17 protein-coding genes, 1 tRNA gene and 3 pseudogenes are annotated in these 23,187 nt (G+C 40.0%); 10 read left to right on the forward strand and 11 right to left on the reverse strand.

Features of this window, described 5'->3' with window-relative positions:
- Position 1 precedes the first annotated feature (1 nt).
- The 5 genes from V7L12_RS24865 to V7L12_RS24885 form a co-directional block, all read right to left on the reverse strand.
- Positions 2-325 carry a hypothetical protein gene (locus tag V7L12_RS24865; protein ID WP_335088413.1) on the reverse strand — a complete coding sequence of 108 codons (324 nt, stop codon included), beginning with the start codon at positions 323-325 and terminating at the stop codon, positions 2-4.
- A 168-nt stretch (positions 326-493) separates the two neighbouring features.
- On the reverse strand, positions 494-3,799 hold the full coding sequence (locus V7L12_RS24870; protein ID WP_335088414.1) for a GAF domain-containing protein: 3,306 nt from the start codon (positions 3,797-3,799) through the stop codon (positions 494-496).
- A 256-nt stretch (positions 3,800-4,055) separates the two neighbouring features.
- A complete protein-coding gene (locus V7L12_RS24875) occupies positions 4,056-5,243 on the reverse strand; it encodes a TRC40/GET3/ArsA family transport-energizing ATPase (RefSeq protein WP_334819124.1) in 1,188 nt (395 codons plus the stop codon).
- Positions 5,244-5,347: 104 nt separating this feature from the next.
- Entirely contained in the window at positions 5,348-5,629 is a 282-nt protein-coding gene (locus V7L12_RS24880; protein WP_104904624.1) for a hypothetical protein, read from the reverse strand.
- A gap of 136 nt (positions 5,630-5,765) precedes the next feature.
- On the reverse strand, positions 5,766-6,143 hold the full coding sequence (locus V7L12_RS24885; RefSeq protein WP_335088416.1) for a hypothetical protein: 378 nt from the start codon (positions 6,141-6,143) through the stop codon (positions 5,766-5,768).
- 130 nt (positions 6,144-6,273) lie between these two features.
- Between V7L12_RS24885 and V7L12_RS24890 the strand changes: the two genes are divergently transcribed.
- Positions 6,274-6,462, forward strand: a complete 189-nt coding sequence (locus V7L12_RS24890; protein WP_335088418.1) for a hypothetical protein — start codon at positions 6,274-6,276, stop codon at positions 6,460-6,462.
- 131 nt (positions 6,463-6,593) lie between these two features.
- Here the strand turns inward: V7L12_RS24890 and V7L12_RS24895 are convergent, their stop codons facing one another.
- Positions 6,594-6,740 carry a hypothetical protein gene (locus tag V7L12_RS24895; protein WP_335088420.1) on the reverse strand — a complete coding sequence of 49 codons (147 nt, stop codon included), beginning with the start codon at positions 6,738-6,740 and terminating at the stop codon, positions 6,594-6,596.
- A pseudogene (locus V7L12_RS24900) lies at positions 6,737-7,949 on the reverse strand (ISAs1 family transposase). Before V7L12_RS24900 ends, V7L12_RS24895 begins: the two are co-directional and overlap by 4 nt.
- A 191-nt stretch (positions 7,950-8,140) precedes the next feature.
- On the opposite strand from V7L12_RS24900, the pseudogene V7L12_RS33340 reads away from it, so the two are divergent.
- Both V7L12_RS33340 and V7L12_RS24905 read left to right on the forward strand, forming a co-directional pair.
- Positions 8,141-8,483, forward strand: a pseudogene (locus V7L12_RS33340) (ISH3 family transposase); the annotation flags it as partial.
- 373 nt (positions 8,484-8,856) lie between these two features.
- Positions 8,857-10,158, forward strand: a complete 1,302-nt coding sequence (locus V7L12_RS24905) for a dihydrolipoamide acetyltransferase family protein (RefSeq protein WP_335088422.1) — start codon at positions 8,857-8,859, stop codon at positions 10,156-10,158.
- A gap of 142 nt (positions 10,159-10,300) precedes the next feature.
- Here the strand turns inward: V7L12_RS24905 and V7L12_RS24910 are convergent, their stop codons facing one another.
- Together V7L12_RS24910 and V7L12_RS24915 are read right to left on the reverse strand one after the other, a co-directional pair.
- Positions 10,301-10,666: a hypothetical protein gene (locus tag V7L12_RS24910; RefSeq protein WP_335088424.1), complete on the reverse strand. Its 366-nt coding sequence runs from the start codon at positions 10,664-10,666 to the stop codon at positions 10,301-10,303.
- 176 nt (positions 10,667-10,842) lie between these two features.
- Positions 10,843-12,024, reverse strand: coding sequence for an RtcB family protein (locus tag V7L12_RS24915; RefSeq protein WP_335088426.1), 1,182 nt, complete (start codon positions 12,022-12,024; stop codon positions 10,843-10,845).
- Positions 12,025-12,342: 318 nt separating this feature from the next.
- Here V7L12_RS24915 and V7L12_RS24920 point away from each other — a divergent pair, with 318 nt between their 5' ends.
- The 5 genes and pseudogenes from V7L12_RS24920 (at position 12,343) to V7L12_RS24940 (ending at position 16,386) form a co-directional block, all read left to right on the forward strand.
- Positions 12,343-13,230: a class I SAM-dependent methyltransferase gene (locus tag V7L12_RS24920; protein WP_335088428.1), complete on the forward strand. Its 888-nt coding sequence runs from the start codon at positions 12,343-12,345 to the stop codon at positions 13,228-13,230.
- Positions 13,227-13,955, forward strand: coding sequence for an HAD family hydrolase (locus V7L12_RS24925; protein ID WP_334924244.1), 729 nt, complete (start codon positions 13,227-13,229; stop codon positions 13,953-13,955). Before V7L12_RS24920 ends, V7L12_RS24925 begins: the two co-directional genes overlap by 4 nt.
- 65 nt (positions 13,956-14,020) lie before the next feature.
- Positions 14,021-14,093: transfer RNA gene (locus V7L12_RS24930), tRNA-Ala, on the forward strand.
- 507 nt (positions 14,094-14,600) lie between these two features.
- Positions 14,601-15,311 (forward strand): class I SAM-dependent methyltransferase, encoded by a 711-nt coding sequence (locus tag V7L12_RS24935; protein ID WP_335088431.1) that lies wholly within the window; start codon positions 14,601-14,603, stop codon positions 15,309-15,311.
- A 621-nt stretch (positions 15,312-15,932) separates the two neighbouring features.
- Positions 15,933-16,386, forward strand: a pseudogene (locus V7L12_RS24940) (Hsp20/alpha crystallin family protein).
- Positions 16,387-16,614: 228 nt separating this feature from the next.
- On the opposite strand, the gene V7L12_RS24945 reads toward V7L12_RS24940, so the two are convergent.
- Positions 16,615-17,886, reverse strand: coding sequence for an alpha-L-fucosidase (locus tag V7L12_RS24945; RefSeq protein WP_335088433.1), 1,272 nt, complete (start codon positions 17,884-17,886; stop codon positions 16,615-16,617).
- A 358-nt stretch (positions 17,887-18,244) separates the two neighbouring features.
- On the opposite strand from V7L12_RS24945, the gene V7L12_RS24950 reads away from it, so the two are divergent.
- Positions 18,245-19,552, forward strand: coding sequence for a recombinase family protein (locus V7L12_RS24950; RefSeq protein ID WP_335088435.1), 1,308 nt, complete (start codon positions 18,245-18,247; stop codon positions 19,550-19,552).
- A gap of 13 nt (positions 19,553-19,565) precedes the next feature.
- Here V7L12_RS24950 and V7L12_RS24955 read toward each other — a convergent pair whose 3' ends face one another.
- On the reverse strand, positions 19,566-20,735 hold the full coding sequence (locus V7L12_RS24955; RefSeq protein ID WP_335088437.1) for a hypothetical protein: 1,170 nt from the start codon (positions 20,733-20,735) through the stop codon (positions 19,566-19,568).
- A 613-nt stretch (positions 20,736-21,348) separates the two neighbouring features.
- On the opposite strand from V7L12_RS24955, the gene V7L12_RS24960 reads away from it, so the two are divergent.
- On the forward strand, positions 21,349-22,968 hold the full coding sequence (locus V7L12_RS24960; RefSeq protein ID WP_335088439.1) for an ArnT family glycosyltransferase: 1,620 nt from the start codon (positions 21,349-21,351) through the stop codon (positions 22,966-22,968).
- Positions 22,969-23,187: the final 219 nt, after the last annotated feature.

Consider the following 23,187-nt stretch of genomic DNA (forward strand, 5'->3'; position numbering starts at 1 on the left):
ATTAAGTAATCCATATCAGATTAACTTTGTCCCCCTTCATCCCCATACGTACTATAAATTCATGTCCATCATCAGCAAAACTCAGCTTCCACAAATAGGTCTGAGTTTCTCCTTGTTTGAGATCACCGAAGTAAGTAATTGTATAACCCTCAGACATACGTGGAATTAGCGGGGAGCTAACTTGGTCAAAAATTTCTTTGGTAATATCTGCTCTGTAGTCTGAATCACCTACTGTAAGAAAAAGGTCGTAATTTCCCGTAGCAGTGGCATCCAAGATAGTCTGCAAACAACTAATGACGTTTTCAGAGGGATTTATTAAATTCATAATCATGCATACTCCTAAGCGTTAAACCCTAGTCAAGTATAAATCAGCTTACTAGCTATCTATCACTTATCAATCAACCTACTATGCTTTCACCCCAAAACTCAAATTTTTTGCAGAAAATCAAAATTATTAGATAACTTTATTCAAGTTAATTTTTTGTTTCTATGATTAGTTGATTTGTCTAATCGGAATTTCAATCCAAAATTCTGTACCTAACCCAGGTTGAGAATCACATTTCAACACACCACCGTGTTTATCTACGACAATCTGGTAACTAATTGACAACCCCAAGCCAGTGCCTTTTCCGACTGGCTTAGTTGTGAAAAAGGGATCGCAGATTCTTGCTCTGAGAGCTTCGGGTATTCCTGAACCATTGTCTGCAATGCGAATGACTACACTCTTGATATTGCCTTCAAGTTCTCCAAGAGCAGTACGGATAGTAATTTGACTGCTATGAGGTTTTGATTGAGATTCCGTGTAATCTTCTAAAGCATCGATCGCATTGCTTAAAACATTCATAAATACCTGATTTAGCGGCCCGGCATAGCACTCTACTAAAGGAAGGTTACTATATTCTTTGACTAATTCAATCGCCGGACTTTCTGGTTTTGCTTTCAAGCGATGCTGCAAAATTAGCAAGGTGCTATCAATGCCCTCATGAATATCAACTGGTTTTTTTTCTGCTTCGTCAAGGCGAGAGAAATTCCGTAAACCCAAGACAATCTGCCGGATGCGATCGACCCCAATTTTCATGGAAGATAGAGTTTTGGGCAAATCCTCCATGATAAATTCTAAGTCGATCTCAAAGGCGCGATCGCTAATTTCAGGACTAGGGTTAGGAGTATTTTGTAAATAGAGGTCTAGGATACTAAGTAAATCTTGGGTGTAATCATTGACATGATTAATATTGCCATAAATGAAGTTCACGGGGTTATTAATTTCGTGAGCCACACCAGCTACCAGTTGACCTAATGAGGACATTTTCTCAGTTTGGATCAGTTGGGTTTGAGTTTGCTGTAAATCATGCAAAGCTTGAGCTAGCTTTTGGGTCTGCTCTTTGGTTTGATTATGTAATTGAGCTTGTTGGAGTGCAACCCCAAGCTGATTAGCAATTTGAGTAATAAACTTAATTTCCGAGGGTTCCCAATGGCGGGGTGCAGAATTCTGGTAAGCTGCTAGCAAGCCCCATAGTTGTTGCCCGATAAATATAGGTGCGATCGCATAGGCCCTTGCTTGAATTTGCTCTAGTACTGCAACATGGCATTGAGAGTGTCCAGCTTCATAAATGTCATCAACTGCAAAGGTTTCATTGTGACGATATCGCCCACCTTGGGTTTCCTGCAAATAGCTATCTTGCCAAACTGTCTTGGTATCAGAACTTACTAGCTTTAACCAGTTATCACCCACAAACTCGGCGATATATTCACCACTCCAATCAGCCTGGAAGCGGTAGACTGCAACTCGATCCGCTTCTAGTGATTTACAGATTTCTTGGGTGGTTGTCTGAAAAATCGCATCTAAGTCCAAAGATTCTCTAACTTTCGCCACAACTTCAAACAATACCCGTTGTTGTTCTGCTGCTTGTTGCAAATCTAATGTCTGTTGTTGCGTCTGAGAGAGTAAATCAGCTTGCTGGAGTGCTACGCCCATTTGGGCCGCAATCTGACTGAGAAAGTTAACTTCAGAAGCTTTCCATTGCCGAGGGCCAGTGTGTTGATAAGTTGCTAGTAAACCCCAAAGTTTTTGCCCAACAAAAATTGGCGCAAGCACAAAAGCATGAATTTGAAACTGCTCAAGATTGTCGATATGACACTGAGCAAACTCCATCTTGTAGATGTCATCGACTGCAAATGTTTCATTGTTGCGGTAACGTCCTCCCTGTGTATCTTGTAAGTAGGTATCATTCCAAATTGTATTAATACCTAGTTCGGACTCATTCGACCAGTATGGACTAGCAGCCTCGAAATCTCCGACAAATTCACCACCCCAATTAGAATCGAAACGATAAACAGAAACGCGATCGGCTTTGATTAATTGACAAACCTCTTTAGTAGTGGTTTGAAAAATAGTATCTGTGTCCAGAGATTCCCGAATCTCAGCAATAACTTTAAATACAGCCTGTTCTTGTTCAGACGACCGTTGTAACTCAATTGTGCGTCTTTTAACTTGTTTTTCTAAATTTTCATTGAAGACTTGTACTTGTTGGTATAATTCATACTGCTGAATTGCTGAAGCAAAGTGTTTACCTAAGTTTCTAGCCAGTTCAATCTCTTCAATCGTCCATTGTTGAGCTTGTGCTTTTTTAGATTCGCGCCAAACCTCAAAGGATTGTCGGGGGTAAAGCTGCCTTTGATCGCTGTCATACTGCCCCGCCCATAGAGTTTCTGTATCTATTTCGTTGCGGAAAATACTTAAATAGCCTAACAACTGCTGGCGATACTGGAGTGGGATCATCAATATGCTGCGAATTTTAGTTGGTTGAAAAGCAACTTGCAAAGTTCGCAAGCCAGGAGTGTTATATATATCTGAAATTGCCCAAACATCGTATTTACTAGACTTGTAGTGTTCTTGCCAAACACTATACTGCTCTATGAGTGGATATATGGTTTGTTCTGGCATCACAGGTTGCTGTCCACAGATATAAAGCTTGATACAAGTATTTCCTGGTATTAAGCATTCTGTTAAGCTGGTCACGTTGCCATTGTGGAAATCAAAAGCTTCATTTCTAATGCAAAGCCTGCCACCAACTCCATTAAAGGCAGCAACAGCTGCTTCTAAGGCTGGTTGTAATACAATCGTTGGGAGTGAATGTAGTAGGCTAGCAATGCGGTTAATGATCGTTTCGTGTTCGGCTGTTTTGCGAACTTGAGCAAGAAGGGTACTTTGAGCGATCGCCACTGACAGTTGATCAACTACCATCTGTATTGCTTCTAGTTCATATTCTGAAATTAAACGTGCTTCCGAATTATGAGAGACTAGCAGTCCCCAAAGTTGATCTTGATAGAGAATAGGCGCTACTACAGAGGACTTTACCCCCATTGCTGTCAAATATTCAACATGACATGGATCTACAGGGCGGTAACGGATCTCCTCTGATATAGGTTCTCCATTTTCCAACTCATGCAAGTGAATTTGACCAATCTCTTGAGTATCAACATTCACAACAGAACGCACCCGTGATTTGATAAATAGTTCACGGGCGGTGGGTGGAATGTCATCAGCAGGAAAATTCAGTCCTAGTAGTGATGGCAAACGATTTTCGTAAATTGACTCAGCAATCACTTGACCACTACCATCGGGATGAAATTTGTAAATCATCACTCGGTCAGTTTTTAGTAGCGATCGCACCTCTGCCGTTGTGACTTTGATAATTTCTTCTAACTCTAAGCTTCGTCGGATCCGGTTTGTAATACGGCGTAGTAAACTTTCTTCATGACGATATAAGGGCAAATCTTGTTCAGGGTTGGAGGCCATTGCTTATAGCAAAATAAATTAATAATTTGAAAACGGACATAATTAAATCTAAAGACATTTTGAAATTTATTTCATCATTTTGTCTTCAGTAAAACTACGGTCAAATCATTAATAAAAATATTTATTTGCCTTTTATAAAAATTCACCAAAAAATCATAAAAACAGACGCGAAAAAAGTTGCGTCTGTACTAGCTACAAGAGGAAATTCTTGCTTTTTAATTTTAACTTTTTGTTGACAGAGGAACGTTTAACTAAATCAAACTGTTGTGTTGTCAGCAAAGCGGATTTTCAGATAGTCATCTTCCATCTTTGCTCCGGCTGGTTGTAGTGCTGCTAAGGCTTGTGGCAAAACTAAGTTACGACGATGGTTGCCAATAGTAATGTTTAATTCATCTCCGGTTTTACTTAGTTGAACTTGGTCTTTAGGAATACCAGGTAAGTAAAGTTCTAAGCTGTATTGGTTTTCCTCTTGCACTACTCTAAGAGTTGTTTCTTTGTAATAAACCTGAGTTGGATCTTCATCTTTATAAAGAGTTTCTTTCAGGCGTTCTAATGAAGCTAATCCGCACATTTCCTCAGAAAATAGGGGAACCTCTTTCACAGGGAGAGGGTGAAAATCATTATGAATTTCCTGACGATATTGCTCCTGACTTTCCTTCCAACGTTGGAAAAATGGGTCTTGAACTTCACTAGGAATAATCCGATTAGCCACTACTAAATCTGTTGCAACATTATACAAACTCAGATAAGCATGGGCGCGGAGAGACTCCTTAATCACCATCTTTTCGGGATTTGTTACCAGACGTACTGAGGTTTGAGTATTATCTGTTAATACTTTTTCCAGAGCTTCAATTTGTTCATAAAATTCATAAGGTGCATCCATCACCTCTTTATCGGGTAGCGAAAAACCAGCAATTGGTCTAAAAAAAGGTTCAACCAGGGGTCGAAGTGCCACCGAGATGTTTTGAAATGGTTTGTAAAAACGACGCATATACCAGCCACCGACTTCAGGTAAACTCAGTAAGCGCAGTGCTGTACCGGTGGGGGCCGAGTCAATAATTAAAACATCAAACTCACCTTCATCGTAATGACGTTTCATCCTTACCAAGCCAAAAATCTCATCCATGCCTGGTAGAATAGCCAATTCTTCCGCCTGTATGCCGTCTAAACCCCTTGCTTGTAAAACTTGGGTAATATAACGTTTCACAGCACCCCAGTTTCCCTCCAGTTCTTGCAGGGCATCCAGTTCAGCACCCCACAAATTTGGGCGAATTTTTCGGGGTGTATGTCCCAGTTCCATGTCAAAACTGTCTGCGAGGGAGTGGGCGGGATCTGTACTTAAAACCAATGTCTGATAGCCTAGTTCGGCACTACGGAGTCCAGTTGCAGCAGCGACGGAAGTTTTGCCCACACCGCCTTTACCAGTCATTAAAATTACACGCATAGATGCTTCTATCCTGCCTGAGACTTTTTTACATTTATTTACATTATCAACTGTTTAAGGAAAATAAATGTTGTTTCAACACGTATAGGCATTATTATGAGTATTTACCCTAACTCATCCGTTGGGTTTTGCTGCAATAGCCGATCGAGCTTAGTTTCCAGTGCTGAGAGTTTTTTGAGAATTGTGGGGCGATCGCCATCAAGAGAAATTAGTAAATTGGTTATTCTCTCTTGTATATTCGTTAATTGTGCTACTGCATTCTGGATTTGGAGCATTCCTTCTCGGAGTTCTTGGCGTTCTTGTCGTGCTTCCGCCATTTCATCTAACATAGCTTGGACTGTTTTAGCATTACTCTCAAGTAGATGTTTGAGTTCTTTATCAGTCATTGCGATCGCGCTTTGGAGTTGAGTTTATTATTCACTCTAAAGTATTGAGGGATTTTGTTTCAATCCCCAGTAGGGCAGCACAATTGTGCTACCCCGCACTATGGTTTAACTACCTAAAAATTGCAATCAGGGCTGTTTACTGGCTCAACATGGCAAAAGCTTGCTCAACAAGCATTTTAGCTTTGTGCAAATTCAACAGCTTTTCCTGTTCAAATCTATCGGGGTAAGTCATTTTCCTACCTTCCAGCGTTAGCCGAATCAGTGCTATTTGCTTATCTGTAGGTGAACTCATCTCATCGATCGCTGCGCCAATATACTGAAAAGTCGTGAAAGTGGGAGCCTTTAACCCTCTTCCCTCTTGCATCTGATGTAGTGCTAATTGCGGGAATGCCATCAGAGAAGTGATGTAAGAAACTTTGTATCCTGGGTTTCCTGTCGGTTTGATACCGTAGCGTCGGCATAAGTCGCGTAACTCTCGGATGGTTTTGATTTCAAGTTCGGAACGCGTGAACATAAAATAGAAGTGTCCATTTTTGATAGTGGATATTGGTAGGTGTCAACTTTTCCAGGGTAAACACCTACCTTAAATACAATCTATTGTTATGCGCGCATATCGTTCAAGGTGTATTTACGTTTCTATATAAATGCCTAATCCCAAAGGAACACCAGAAAATTTAAAACCTATTGAATCAAACAGAGAAGAAAAGTTAATAGCAAATCTCAGCTTTCGTGTTACCGAATCTATGAAGGAAGAGGTAAAAGCTAAAGACGATCCTCCAGAATTTTGCCGTCGTGCTATCCAAAAAGCACTAGATGAAGAGAAAGAGAAATAGTGCTTATTTTTCCGACTCTAACTCTTCTGGCTCAACCCCCAATCCCTTCAATCTAGCCTTCAGTTCTTCTACTTGCTGCTGTGCTATTTCAGCTTCTCGTTCTGCTGCTTGTGCCCTTTCTTCTGGAGTCGCTACTGATTATCTACGTTAAAAAACCGTAATTTGGACTCATACACTGCCAAAAATAATTCTAACTGCTGACTCCACAGCCACCCTTGAGCATTTGGTTCCAAAGGTTGATATTTCCCACCCAGGGTAAGCGGATTGAGAAAAATCATCTAGAAACAAAGCTGGCGGCAAGAACAGTCAGCATATAATTGTTATCCATCGCGGCTCGATTGGATTTTTGACGATTACTAGGCTTGAATGATTGTTCGAGGTTTAAAGCATTAAGGGCTATTCGTCGTAGCAATGCTAAGTTTTGTGGAGCATGACCAGTACGAACACGACAAGCATCTTCGTTGAATGTTACTTCTTTTGTCCAATGTAAACCGTTTTCAATACTCCAATGTTCTCGAATCGCTCGACCTAATTTGATAGCATCACAGTCTAAACTAGTTAAATAAAACTGAACTTCGCCGGTTGTTTTATTCCAAAGATGTCGTACTCTGATTACCATAACAATACATTTAAGCCCAACCCAATCTTCTTGGTTATGTAAAGATGGTAATTGGGAAATAGGAACACACCATATCAAACGCTTCTCTGTTCGGTGATGACCTGTTTCTACTCTTTGATCATAACTATGAGTAATCCTCTCGAATCCTTGAGATAATTGTTGCTCAAACCAACTTTTCACTTGTGCGTGCAAGGTGGGATGATTTCCTTTCAGTGCCAAGATATAATCTGCTTTGGCATGAAATATTTGAGATGCGAGCGCTGGAAAGCGTACCCATCGCATCAATGGTGATAATACATCCTGCGATGTCTAATAATTCTAATCAAGCCGGGATTGCTGTAATTTCATTCGATTTATCCGCAACTTTAACTTGACCTAACACTAATCGATGTTCGCTTGACCAAGCGCTAACCACTCTTAAGGCTGTTTTGCCTAAAACTCTATCATCGGAGCCTTTGAGCGCTTTTCCATCAATTGGAATTACCTCTGCTCCTGTGGATTCAATTATCGCTCCTACCCAATCTCGAAAGCTTTGCTCAAATTGGGTTGGATTAATACGTTCAAACACACGACGAAATGTATCTGCACAGGGGATACCTTCCTCTAAAACTAAAAACGTTTTTAACCATTCGTATTTACTCAACCCATAATTTTCCATGTCTTCCCATCCCTTCGCTCCTGCAATTACCGACAATATTCCTATCACTAAAATATCTGTTAATGCATGAACACGTTTTCTTTCTACACGAGGGTCCAAGAGCCAGCTAAATATTGACACCATTTTTTCTGTCAGCTTATCAGCATTTGCCACACTCAGTTTATTTAAATTTTTAACTGTTTTTTTTGAGGATTTTAGAGATAGTGCCATATGACTGATTCGCCCAATTCTGATAGATGCCTATTTTATTAGCCTACTACTTAACATCTTTAATACTTCAAATTTTCGTTGAGGTCATAACTCTGTCAACTTTTCTGTGTTATTGGTCACATATTTTTATGCGCTTACCCTGATTTTCCACCCACTAAACGAAACCCTTGAAACTCCAAAGTATTGGGGTGAAACCAAAAATAAATTTATCTTACATCCATCCAGATTATAAAAGAAGGTTTGGCATTGAGAGCAGTTATGGATTAAAAAATATATGTCGAATCCGAACGAATAATAAAAAGCTCGTGTTGCAATTATTATTTGTTGGTATTTCTTTTGTTTTAGTCAATATTTGTGTTTATCTTCTTTGGTTTAAGATTAGTCTAAAACGCTCATGGTAGTCGATTAATTTATCGTAAATTTTTTAGTCTTAAGCAAATATTAGCTTTTCTACGTCAAGTTGTTGAGCGCAAATATGAAACTATTAAAGATATTTATATTCCATCCGGTTATCAGTCGTTGAAAGTTGCTTAACTATAAGTAAAAGTAATTTATCCCAACCTACGAGTTAAAATAGTTCAGCAAGAAATGTATCTCAAGTTACAAACTCTTGGCGTAGGCGTAGCCTGCCGTAGGCATCGCTCTGTTGGAAAAAAACTTTGCGATTTACTGAATGTCCAATGCCCTTCAGGAGTGCTGTTAGCTTTCTTCTCTACGAGAGGCTGTGCCAATGGGGCGTTTAGCCCTTGCTGTTAACAGAACTCGGAAAAGAGGAACTGTTTGCCCCAATGCCCAATTCCCAATGCCCAACCTAAAATATAAACAGTCTAAAACTCTCCCATCAAGATACAATTCGATCTGACAAAAACTGTTAAAGTCCATAAACCATTGATTTCCAAACCACCCTATGAGCATTCACGAAGTATTTATGCCGGCGCTGAGTTCCACTATGACGGAAGGCAAAATCGTCTCTTGGGTGAAATCGCCTGGGGACAAAGTGGAAAAAGGCGAAACAGTGGTGGTTGTAGAGTCAGATAAGGCAGATATGGATGTAGAAACCTTTTATGAAGGCTTTCTTGCCCATATCATAGTTGAAGCTGGTGAAACTGCCCCGGTAGGATCTGCGATCGCCTTCATCGCCGAAACGGAAGCTGAAATTGAAACTGCCAAATCTCAGGCTAATTCCGGCGGTGTGGCTGCTACTACTACCTCTTCTCCGAAACCAGTTGCTGCCACAGCCTCAGCCGCAACACCTGCCTTAGCGTCTCAAAACGGGTCTAACCACAAAGAAGGAAGGCTTGTAGCTTCACCCCGTGCCCGCAAGTTAGCCAAAGAACTCAAAGTTGATTTAACTACACTCCAAGGTAGTGGCCCCTACGGACGCATTGTCGCCGAAGATGTAGAAGCGTTGTCTAACAAGGGCAAGCAAACTGCACCTGCCCCAGTTCCTCCACCAGCACCCATACCAACCAGTGCCCCAGTTGCGCCCCCAGCACCTCAGACACCAGCACCCGCACCCGTGGCAGCGGCTGTTACTGGTCAAATTGTACCTTTAACTACCTTCCAAAATGCCGTAGTGCGGAACATGGTAGCCACCATATCCGTGCCCGTCTTCCGTGTCGGTTATACAATTACCACCGATGGATTAGACAAACTTTATAAACAAATTAAATCCAAAGGCGTGACAATGACAGCGCTACTGGCGAAAGCTGTAGCAGTGACATTGCAAAAACACCCATTGTTAAATGCTAGCTACTCAGACCAGGGTATTGTTTATCATTCTGATATCAATATTTCCGTAGCAGTAGCGATGGATGATGGCGGATTAATTACACCTGTGCTGCAAAATGCAGATGCAGTGGATATTTATTCTCTATCGCGTACTTGGAAATCTTTAGTAGAACGTGCCAGGGCAAAACAATTACAACCCCAAGAATATAACAGTGGTACCTTTACCCTGTCCAATTTGGGGATGTTTGGCGTAGACAAATTTGATGCAATTTTACCGCCTGGACAAGGTTCAATTTTAGCGATCGGGGCATCCCGTCCGCAAGTAGTAGCAACACCCGACGGTTTATTTGGCGTGCGGCAACAAATGCAAGTCAATATTACTTCTGACCACCGGATTATTTATGGTGCCCATGCTGCGGCGTTCTTGCAAGATTTAGCAAAATTGATTGAGACAAATCCTCAATCTTTGACAATGTAATTTTGAAAAGACGCCAAATTTAAATGTTAGCGCTATCAGCGAGCAGCAGTTTTTCGTGGAGTAGCGCTAACAATAAACAATATTTACACTTAAATTTTTTATCGACATATAATTTTGGACTGCTATATATTCGTCCAGCGCTTTATGTGTTGTACTCACACCAAAACTGATGCTTAAATCCAAGCCAATCTCCAATTTGAGTATAACCTAAATCATATGCATATCCACTCTCCCAAAAACTTCTGATGTAACGTCTACAACCTTGAAGTGCCTCTTGCAATAATTGTCTGACTTGCTGACCTTTGGGATAACTAATCATTTCTGAGAGCGACTTATCAACCGCAAACATTCCATTAGCTTTCAATCCCAACTTAATAGCTTTTGTTTTATTTGATGAGGTACTACAAAGGACTCGATGTTCGTAAGTATAATTGTAGCCACCATAATAATAGCCATAAATTATAATAGGTTCTAGCCTTGCAAGAATTTTGTTTGCCTTTTCAAACAAGTTCTGTGTATTTTAATTTTCAGATTTGCAAGAGGCAAGAATTTCAACAGATACCTCTATTTATTCAGTCGATTCACTTAAAACAATCATTTATTCCTCAGCGTACCTCTGCGCTGACCTCAGCACACCTCTGCGTTTAAAAAATAAAAAAGGTGGGCATTACCCACCCGACAAACTTATCCCTTAACACAAAGAACTTGCTTGAGCGTTGCTACAACTTCAACTAAATCTGCTTGGTTTTCCATAACTTGTTCTATCGGCTTGTAAGCACCAGGAATTTCATCTAATACACCCTCATCTTTACGGCATTCTACACCATTAGTTTGCTCTATCAAATCATCAAGTGTATAGACATTTTTTGCCTTATTTCTAGACATCAAACGCCCTGCACCGTGAGAACAAGAACAGAAGCTGTGTGCATTACCTTTACCCTTAACGATGAAAGATTTCGCTCCCATCGAACCAGGAATAATCCCATAGTCTTCAGTTTGGGCGCGGACTGCACCTTTACGAGTAACGTATACATCCTCATCAAAATGCACTTCTTTTTCGGCGTAATTGTGATGACAATTAACCTGCAATAAAGGTCTAGTTGCTTTCCCACCGACTAAATGCTTCTCAACTATGTGCTTAAAACGCGCCATCATCACATCACGGTTGACACGTGCATAGTTTTGTGACCATTGTAAATCGTGCCAATATGCCTGGAATTCTGGCGTACCAGCGACAAAGTGAGCTAAATCCGGGTCAGGCAATTTATTACCTGCCATTTTTGCTAATTCTCTGGCTGTGTGAATATGACACTGGGCAAGTTTGTTGCCGATGTTACGCGAACCAGAATGCAGCATCAGCCAAACTTGATTCTCTGTATCGAGGCACACTTCAATAAAGTGATTTCCTCCACCGAGAGAACCCATCTGTTTCATCGCTTTACTTTGTAGGTCTTGCACACCGCGATGTAAGTCTTTAAAATCATCCCAGTGCTGCCAGTTGCTGACAGATTTTTCAACGTCTTTATTTTCGTTGAATCCAGTCGGAATTGCTGCTTCAATATCCAAGCGGATTTTCTTTAGTTTACCTTCTAATTGTTCGGCGGTAAATGCTGTTTTGATAGCGCTCATACCGCAACCAATATCCACACCGACAGCTGCTGGAATAATTGCCTCTTTAGTTGCAATTACAGAACCCACTAAGGCACCTTTTCCTAAGTGAACATCTGGCATTAATGCTACATGCTTAAATACGAATGGTAATGATGCCACATTCTTGGCCATCTTGGTTTCTTCTGGCCCCAAAGAGTGATTTGCCCAAGATAAGACGGGTGCTGGTGTGGTAATTTCTAATTTTTCGTAAGGCATAATTTTTTCTATTTTGGATTTTAAATTTTAGATTTGGGATTGGGTATAGGATAGTGATAATTATCGGTATGACTTATAACCCATTACTTAGTTAGTTGTAGCAATATAAATGTTGTATTGTCTTTCATTTGGCTCTCTGAATTTTCGTGAAGCTGAAGAACTACTTTTAGGAGTTACATTTATATACTACATTTATAGCACAAAAAATTACAATTATCAACATATGACCACAGGGAGAAAGCAGATGCTTACCAAATGTATTAAAATTTGTAAAGAAAATAACTTTGTTTAAATAGCTCCTTAAAGTTCTGACACAATATGGCAGTGCGTCAAGATACAATCTGGGAACGTTTTTTATCCCCTGTAGTGCGTCTTTTGATTGATGAAGACGGGTTACGGCGTTACGCTGATAGTATTAATTGGGAGAAAGAGAGCGATCGCTATCGACGAGATGATGTCATAATTCCGTGGTACTACAGTAATCAAAACTTTCACGGTATTGTTGGCGGATATCTGACTTACGATGCAGCAGTTACTTACGATCCGGTTACTCAATACGTTCTACCGCCTAATGAAAGTATTGTTCGTCAAGCTTTAGTTGATGCCGTCAAGGTAAAACCACGACGCATACTCGATTTAGGCTGTGGCACAGGTTCCACTACTTTAATGTTAAAACAGGCTTTCCCCGAAGCGGAAGTTATTGGTTTGGACTTATCACCGTATATGCTGGTAAGGGCAGAAGATAAAGCTAGAAATGCTGGTTTAGATATAGTATGGCGACATGGGAATGCTGAAAAAACGGGTTTGAGGGATGCAACATTTGACTTAGTAACAGCTTCTTTGCTATTCCACGAAACACCAGATGCAGTGTCTTTAGCAATTCTGCGGGAAAGCTTCCGGTTGCTGGTAACTGGAGGACAAGTATTAATTCTAGATGGGAATCAGAAGACTCTGCGTCAGTTAGAATGGCTCAATGACGTTTTTGAGGAGCCATATATTCGTGAGTATGCTGCTGGTAGCGTAGAGGCGAATATGGGTGCAGCCGGATTTGAAGCGGTGCGATCGCAGGATGTATGGTGGATAAATCAGGTAACTAGCGGCATTAAACCAATAGCAACCGAAAATGTCCGTCAGTATACTGCCACATCAGTAGATAATAATGATTTGGAGGGACTTGGTTCTCCAGCGTTTGGCATAATGGCATGAGTTTAAAGGCAGTTCTCTTTGATTTTAATGGTGTAATCATTAACGATGAGCCAATCCACCTGCAACTGATCGATGAGATTCTCATGGAAGAAAATCTCCAACCCCAAAGGGTGAGTGAGCGTCAAGCTTCTTTAGGACGCAGCGATCGCGCTTGTTTTCAGCAGCTACTCGCTAATCGTGGTAGAGTAGGCAATGAAAACTATTTAACTCAGTTGCTGTGCCGCAAAGCCGAAGCTTATACGGTGGAACTAGAGAAAATAAAGAAACTGCCTTTATATCCAGGTGTAGAAGACTTAATATTTCAGGTGCGATCGCGCAATCTGAAACTAGGATTAGTCAGTGGCGCTTTTCGCAAAGAAATAGAATTGATACTCCATCGCGCTAAACTAGCTGAACATTTTAAAATTATCGTCGCTGGTGATGACATCACCACCAGTAAGCCAGAACCCGATGGTTATTTACTGGCAGTAAAACGCCTAAATAAAGAATATCCCGAATTGAATCTTCAACCACAGGAATGTCTGGCAATTGAAGATACTCCAGCAGGTATCGAAGCAGCGAAGCGATCGCTTATGCAAGTAGTTGGTGTCGCAAATACTTACCCATTCCACATGCTCCAACGCTGCTGTAACTGGACTGTTGATTATCTCAGCGATTTGGAACTCGAACGGGTGCAAAAAGTTTATTCTCAAAAACAGGCTCAACCATCGGTAACTGAATGTTAGAATAGTCTATGGTGATAATGTCTTGAGTTAATCAGTAATAGTACTCTTGACTTAGTACCGATTAAGGGGAATTAGCTCAGTTGGTAGAGTGCTGCGATCGCACCGCAGAGGCCATCGGTTCGAATCCGTTATTCTCCATCTGTCCATTAAATAATTATTGTCAGTTTTAAAGAATTAATGTCCATTTTTTCCAAGTTCAGGGGCATAAGTTACGTATTTTCGCGGCTTTCAGCAATCAAATCAATTTTAAAGAATTATTGTCCAGAGTTGAAACCAGTTTTAAAGAATTATTGTCCAAAATCCGCCTGTAAAACTCGGCTAAATATATGTTTTCTAATTTAATTTATTACAGCAAGCCCAAGGCTCTTGAATTACAAGAATAGCTTTAAAGCACTTTATTTGCAGTCTGATTACAAAAATATATAACCTCTTGTTTTGCTGTTTTCACCCAAGCAGAGGCTCCGCTACTATATAGCTGCGTTTTACGTGCGATCGCAGGCTCCGTACTCCTGCCAAAGCAATTTTAACTGTAACAAATCCTTGCCTAATAGTGTAATAGAGTGAACTGTAGGCATCGCTTTTTCTCATCTACAATACTTAGGGTATTTGGAAGTTTTGCACAATTGTTAGTAATGTCAAGTTTTTATGTTTGAACAGCAACCTGAAGATTTACGATTTTATGTTAAACAATTAGCTACCGAAGCTGTACAAAAATCAGAACCATCGGCATGGTTTGAAGTGTTATATACCGAAGCTAAAGGTGATACATCAAAAATTCCTTGGGCAAAGTTAACTCCTCACCCTTATCTACAAGATTGGTTGACGAATCATGAACCGTTCGCTTCTGGGCAAAAGGCGCTAGTCATTGGTTGCGGCTTGGGAGATGATGCCGAAGCTTTAGCTCATCTAGGATTTGAAGTAACTGCCTTTGATATTTCACCGACAGCGATCGCTTGGTGTCAAGAGCGATTTCCAGATTCGACTGTCAACTATGTAGTTGCAGATTTGTTAGCAATTCCCTCACAATGGCATCAAGCTTTTGATTTTGTTTTTGAATGTCGTAATATTCAAGCTTTGCCGTTGAATGTGCGTTCTTGGGTTATTTCTTCAGTTGCCTCCTTTGTTGCTCCTGGTGGCAGACTTTTGCTGATTACGCGTGTTCGAGATACAGAAGTTGAACCCTCTGGCCCACCTTGGCCATTATCAGACTCAGAATTAGCACAGTTTGAAAATGTGGGATTACAGCAAGTAGAAAAACTCGTGTTTTTAGAATCTGAGCTTGACGTTAAGCAAGTGCGGATTGAATATCAAAGGCATAATTCTTTGACAGATTTCAATTATACAGCCAAAACCTAATTCCTTACTGCGTATGGATTTTACAGATTCTCAAAAAAACTTTCTATTTTCTGTGCATAAAAACTAAAAGTCGTCGTAGATAATGACAGTACAGAGATAGTGAACTAAAACTTCCTTAATTATTTGTGTATGCATTTAATTAAAAAAGGATCAAAAACATGCCTAAGATCAACGAAATGAATCATATCCTCGTTCTGACTTTTTTGTATTGATGATAAACAAATATTCGCATTGCCTTCATCCATATTATAAAGCTGTTATCAGGTTTATTGCATACTTGATTATTTTTGGTTCTGGGAGATAATCTACTGATTTGTAATTCCCAGTGATGATCTTCGTGGAACCCAATCAGCTAAACCTGTTCTCAAGCCTCCTACTCAACAGCAGATTAGGTAGTTGATTATTATTGGTCTTAATAGTTATTATTCTGGTTTACCGAACTGAGAAATTAGAGTAAACCGTAATCTTTTTTTAGGTCTAATTAAGTGCGGTAATCATCATTTTATTAGGTGATGATTACCGAATTTACAGGAGTTTGAACCATACTTCTTATGAATACATAAGCACAAAATCAAGTGCAAAAACGATTAAACAATAGCTGAATTTTTCCGAGAAAGAGTTATGGTACTAGTTCGTTACAACCCCTGGCAAGAATTGAACGCTTTAGAACGTCATATCAACGGCTTATTTGGAGATACCAGAGTACCATCTGTACGGCTTGAAAAAGGCTTTATCAGAGTATCGGCTGCTGAGTTGCACGAAACCGATGATGCAATTCATCTCAAGCTAGAACTGCCAGGACTGGAAGCTAAAGACTTAGATATTCAAGTCACCCAAGACGCTGTTCACATTAGCGGTGAGCGCAAGTCTGAAACTAAAACCCAAGACAAGGGTATTACCAAGAGTGAATTTTACTACGGCAAGTTCCAACGTGTAATTCCTCTATCTGCTAGGGTTCAAAATACCTAATGTCACCGCAGATTATAAGGACGGGATCTTGAATTTGACACTGCCCAAGTCCGAGCAGGAAAAGAACAAAGTTGTCAAGGTTAATCTAGAACAACCTGCTGCATAGTGCGAAACTACTCACCTCCAACAATTGATTGAAATAGCTAAAAGCCCAGTCATTTATAACTGGGCTTTTTTGTATGCGCTCTCTACTTTAAGCTACTTTAAGGGGCTGTGACGCTCCTACGGACGCTCGTACCTAGCTACCGCTTCGCTAACGCTATATCGGTGTCGCTCTCTTTTCCTCTAAGAATTGGAGCGATCGCTGTACTGTTAATGAATTTACATTAATTACTCAAGAATCAATATCAATACAAATCACTGTAACGTATGGATTAATTACTGATTCAGGTACATCAATTGTTAATTCTCCTAACGGATTAGAATTGAGGATAGAATCAATAATTGCACAGCGACTTGTGTAGGTTAGTGCTGTACCGTCAGCAAGAACAAACACCGATTTTACTTGTTTGATTGGTATACCCCTAACTGATATTGTTTCGTAAGGTTTCATTAATAGGTGTAAATAAATGCGATTGCCTCCGGCACGCGAAGCGCGATCGCCCTTACGAGTTGAGGGGCCATAAAATTGCCACGGTTCTAATCCTGGGGTTGTATCAAGTATACTTTCAGAGTGGCTCCCCATCCAATCTGCTATATCTTTGAGACGCTCTAACTGCTCAGGAGGGATTTGTCCATTACCCATTGGACTAACATTAAGCAAGAGGTTGCCTCCTTTGCCTGCTACTTCGCAAAGGGTATGAATCAATTGGCGAGACGATTTGAAGTTGCAATCATCTGAATTATATCCCCAACTCTCATTAATAGTCAGACAAGTTTCCCAAGGATGATCGGGTGGGTGAGGAGGAATAAACTGCTCAGGAGTCTCAAAATCTCCACAATTCGGAAGACGATCGTTGATGAGAATATTAGGTTGTAAATCACGAATCATTTTTGCTAATTCTTGAGCCTGCCATTGCTCAGGAGTGCGTTCCCAACTTCCGTCAAACCAAATGATGTCAATTTGACCATAGTTAGTCAATAATTCTCGTATCTGATTGAACATAAATTGGATATATCGCTCCCACTGTTGCGCTGTAGGTTGAGGTAGCTGGTCAAAGCGATAAGGTTTATCTGCTTCTGTAAAAGCTGGATAGTCTGGATGATGCCAGTCACTAAGCGAAAAATAAAGACCAATACGCAATCCTACAGAGCGCATCGCTTCGATATATTCACGTACAATATCTTTTTTATAAGGTGCAGATGCAATTGAAAAGTTTGATTCTTGCGTATGGAATAGGGCAAAACCATTATGATGTTTGGCTGTTAATATGGCATATTTCATTCCTATACTTTTTGCTAAATCTGCCCATTCTTGAGGATTGTATTGCTGTGGATTGAAAGTATTAGCTGTGTAGTGATATTTCTCAACTGGAATATCTTTGCAAAAAGGTAGGCTGAATACACCCCCAACTAACGGCCAAGATAACTCACATCCTTGTTGGGAACTATGTCCCCAATGAATAAACATCCCCAATCGAGCTGTATCAAACCAGTTATTCATCATGGTGAAATTTGGCAATAATTCTGCTTAATAAACGAGAAATAGCTCCCAAGAGCATATTAGAACATATACAGATTTTGGTTGTTATTATTTGTTGGGGCGAACCTCGATCCAAAAACAGAACATGAGATTTACAATATTTTGCGTAACCTGGCAAAGGGGAGAATAGCCGTTGTAATCAGCCATTGCCTCGCCTTGGCAAAACTAGCAGACTGAGTAGTAGTACTAGAACACGGTCAAATTATTGAGGTAGGCACTCATGACGAACTGATGGCACTAGGTAGACAGTATCACTTGATGTTTTATCGTCAAGCTAGTAGTTATAACTGATACCATTTATTTGTGATGCTGTGCTAAACCTTTGAAAATAATTGCCTACTCTTACACCGATCCGCTATTAGAATCTTCTCCCGATCGAAGCGATTGGGGATGGGAGGTGGATCGGGTTTATGAAGATTTGGGCAAGCCAGACTCTTCTGAACGATCGCAATTACAACAATTATTTACCGATTGTCAAACTGAACCAGCAGATTATCTTTTGATTCGTCGGTTGGAAGAATTGGGAGATACTGTAGAGGAAATTAGCGATCGCCTCAATCAACTCGAAGTCATGGGAATCGCAGTAATCGCCACTGAACAGCCCTACACTTCCGAAAATTACCCTCTAGGCGCTAACTTGCTGAATTTGCTACACGCAATCCAACGTCAGCAACGTAGTCGCCGCATCCGCCAAGGACATGCCCGTAATCGTCTTGAGGTTGCACCGCCACCTGGTAAAGTTCCCTACGGCTATCGCAGAGGTAAGGGAAAATATACCATTGACCGCAGTACTTCACCAGTAGTCAAAGATTTTTTTGAACATTTTTTACTCTATGGTTCCCTGCGGGGTTCAGTGCGTTACTTGGCGAAAAAATACGGCAAGAAAATCTCCGTCACCACAGGAAGACGCTGGCTGACTAATCCAGTCTATCGCGGCAATACAGCTTATCAAAATGGTGAAATTATCTCCAATACCCATATTCCGATAATTTCTAAGGAAGAAGCAGCCCAAGTTGACCGACTTTTACGCCGTAACAGCCGTTTACCATCCCGAACTGCGAGCGCACCGCGTTCTCTCGCTGGGTTGATTGTTTGTGCTGAGTGTCAATCGCATCTGACAGTTACCCGTGTTACCCAACGCAACCAAGATAAAGAGTATCTTTATTTACGTTCTACTAGCTGTCCCCAAAGCCCCAAGTGTAAAGCTATTTCCTATCAAGAGGTGTTGGAACATACCATTGAAACCGTTTGCCGTGATTTACCTCTAGCGGTAGCAGGAATGAATTTTCCCCAGTTGGATGCATTCAAGAATAGTTTAGGGCAAGCGATCGCTCGTCAGCAAGAAATACTTGCTCAGTTACCCGCTTTAATTGAAACTGGAATTTTAGATACCGAAACAGCAAAGTTAAGAGCTTACAAACTCCGCACAGAAATTTCTGCACTCGAAGCAAAGCTAGCAACTCTTCCTCCAGTTAACTTGCGTTCTGTTGCTCAAGCTGTTTCTATACCACAATTTTGGTTAGATTTGTCGGAAACAGAACGAAGATTTTACTTTCGAGAATTTATCAGACAAATTGAGATTACTCTTCAGAATAAAGAATTAAAACTCCAAGTTATTTTTATTTTTTGATTTAATTGAAACGCTATTTTTGAGACGGTTGATCCTTAGTATACGCAACAGGTTTTGGCCCTGCATTCCGCACATTGATAACTTTATTAAGGATATCAAACCAAAAAGGCGCCCCCATAGCAATAGCAAAACCACTCACTACCCAACCGCAAATTAATTTAAAAACCTGTGAAATTCTGATATAAACTCTATTAGATTTCGTTGTATCTAATAACTCAAACTGTTGATTAATATTTTGCCATCCAATCGGTATAGAAGCATTTCCTAATAGTTTCTCAATATTCCTTCTGGCTGCTTCATCATTGATATAATCGATTCGTTGACTTGCACTTTGAGTAATAGTAGAGCGGATAACCGAATCCTCCGATAGTCTTTTAACCAAGTGAAATGTATCAGTATTAGTTAAAAATGCAACTGATATTCCAATTAAAATAGCAACTCCTTTGGCATTGCGCTTATAAACACCGCTTGCTCGATCCATAGAGCGATCAAACCATGTTTCTATTTCATTTTTAAATTGATTCACTTCCTCTGTGAGATCGCCAATCTTTATCCTACTACGTTGAGCAATTACACCAAGGCTCTTGATTAAATTATTAGGGACTTCATCAGGTAACTCATTATTAACAAAATCTATAAATTTCTGGTCAATATCCCCATAAATTTCTTGAATTTTTGTGTAGCTTGCACTCGTTGGATCGTTTATACCTTTTTTAAGTTCTTTATAAGAGGCTAATATCATGTGCAAGTTGGTTTTTGCTTCTTCACTAGGATGTTTAACATGATTAATTAGCTGGGGAATTTTTAAGGTATCTAATAAAGTAGTTGCAAATGTTTCAGAAGGAAGATAGGAAGGGCCACTTTGTTTTTCTAGTACTAGTTTATCAGGTTTTTTGGTAATTTCCTGGAAATGCTTTTCTACTTTACCCTTAGCTTGCTGATTCAATGTATTAATCAAAGGATCGTTATAAAGTTTCTGTACCAACTGGATTGCATTAATAATATCTGATTTTTCACTTTCACTACCACCTGATAAAAGTAATTCAATCGAAGTTCTTAAATGTTTAGCTCTCCATTGTAATAATGTGGCAATTAGTTCCTGGATTTCCGAAGCTAGCAAGCTCAAAATCAAGTAAATAAAAACTAAGCCAAGAGTAATATCTACAACTACAGGTAAGTTCATTGACAGTCTCCAATAATTTTTTAGCTGTTTCTTGTTATTAAAAGTGCTTAAGGAATTCTAGATTATAGATATTATAATTCAATGTTTACTTAATCAAATTTAAAATATAAGGGTTCCTTGTTTGGAATAATTTTATTTAACAACAATCATCTTTGATTATTAATCATCAAATAGTTTTTTAAGCAATAAATAATTATAATTTTCGTAAAGCTTCTATTAAAACATATTATATATAGTTCTTTAAGGTATTCAGTACACTATTAAATTAGTGTAGCAATTACTTACTAAGTTTCTGAAATTAGCCAGAGAAAAACTAAGTAGATAAAATTTAAACCAAGCGTCACATACAAAATAAAATACAAGTTTATTTACGGACTATATAGCAGGTAATAAATTCTTTATTACTTGTATTATTTTTATCATTTATTGGTTTAAATGTTATTTAAATAACCAATATAAATTTTTTGAAAAATAGCGCTAATTAGAAAAATTTGAGTTAATCTTGGAAACTAGCAATTGTTAAAAACATACGTTGTTACTGGGTGGCAACATTGGAGATTCGCTAGATGTCTCTATGTAATCAAACCAGCAAGTAAAATGATTACCAGAGAATATGCAAGAAGGAAGCTTTATTTGGAGTCATCTGGAAAAACAGCATCGCACGGTTGGAAAATGGATTGATTGGGTATGGCTAATAGTATTACTGTTGGCAGCAGTATTACTGTTTAGCATCAATCTGGGAGGGTTGCCGCTGCGAGATTGGGATGAAGGTACTGTGGCACAGGTTGCTCGTGAAATTTGGCACGCCCCAGCAGGTTCAATGCCTTGGCTTTACCCAACTCTAGGAGGCGAACCATATCATGACAAGCCACCTTTGATGCATTTGCTAATAGCTTGGGCTTATTCTCTAGGAGGCGAAAATGAGTTGACAACGCGCCTCCCTGGAGCAATTTTAACAGCAACATCTGTACCTTTACTGTATTGCATTGCTCGAGAGATATTTCGCCAACGTTGGGCTGCTATTTATAGTGCCTTGATTTATCTAACAATGCTACCTGTGGTGCGTCATGGGCGGCTGGCAATGTTGGATGGGGCGATGGTAAGTTTTTTGATGGTGATGATGTTGTGCGTGTTGCGATCGCGCCGAGATTTACGTTATTGTCTTGGTGTTGGTGTTAGTTTTGGATTTATTTGTTTAACTCAAGGACTGTTAGGCGTATTATTAGGTGCGATCGCACTTGTATTTCTGTTTTGGGATACACCACGACTGCTCACCTGTTACTATCTTTGGATAGCAATCTTAATTGGCATTCTACCTGTCGCTGCTTGGTATAGTGCCCAACTAATTCACTATGGTTATATTGTCGCTCAAATTGGCCTTGCAAATCCATCAACAGGCCGACTTAGCTCAATTGTAGAAGGTAATTCTGAACCACCTTGGTACTATGTGATTGAACTTCTCAAATACACATGGCCGTGGTTATTATTCTTACCACAAACTGTCCGCTTAACCTGGGAAAATCGCAACCTTAGTTGGGCAAAACTAGTAATGGCGTGGAGTGGGGTTTATCTGCTGGTAATTTCCTTCATGATTACCAAACTTCCCTGGTATCTATTCCCGATTTACCCTAGTTTAGCTTTAGCTTTTGGTATCCAATTATCAGATACGGAAAATTCGCCTTTACTCTCATCTTATCCCCGTGCTTGGGTTGCTGGTTTGGCAATACTTGCTGTGGCTGCTTCTGCTGGTAGCATTTATTTTAGTTCGGGTACAACACCAAAAACAGATTTACAACTGATTTTTGCCGCAGTAGCTTTAACTATGACCTTAGCAGCTATTTTGGCAGAACGAGGCGACGGACAATTTCTGAAGATTTTGTTTTGGGGAAGTTATATTTCGCTGCTGCTGTTAATGAAATCTAACTACTGGGTTTGGGAATTATCGGAAGCCTATCCAGTTAAACCAGTCGCCGCCATGATTGTGCGGGCAAATCCAGCTACCAGGAAGATTTACACATCTTTTCCTTACCATCGTCCCTCGTTGGATTATTATAGCGATCGTACCATCATTCCCGCTTCTGTTGGTGAACTAGAATACTATTGGCACTACAACGGCCAACCCTACTTCCTGCTTCATGCATCTGCTTTCAACAATCTTGAACTAGAGTCGATGAAACTAGTTGACCAAGCTGAAGGTTGGAAATTAGTCACAAAAGATACTAATCGGCTATAAATATGGGGTATTGGGCATGGGGCAAAAGAGGCAGAGGAACTGAGGGGCAGAGGGGAAAAACTTACTGTAACTTCTCCCCTGCTCCCTTGTCCTTCCGCTTCCCCTGCGTTTAAAAATACTCACCTTACCAAGGAGTCGCAGCAGGTTAGTCATTAATATTAACCCAATAGCGCGAACACCTTGCTAAACGGTTTATATTGCTATAGGACTGCGCCTAGA

The organism is Nostoc sp. (assembly GCF_036918245.1).
Lineage (GTDB): Bacteria > Cyanobacteriota > Cyanobacteriia > Cyanobacteriales > Nostocaceae > Nostoc.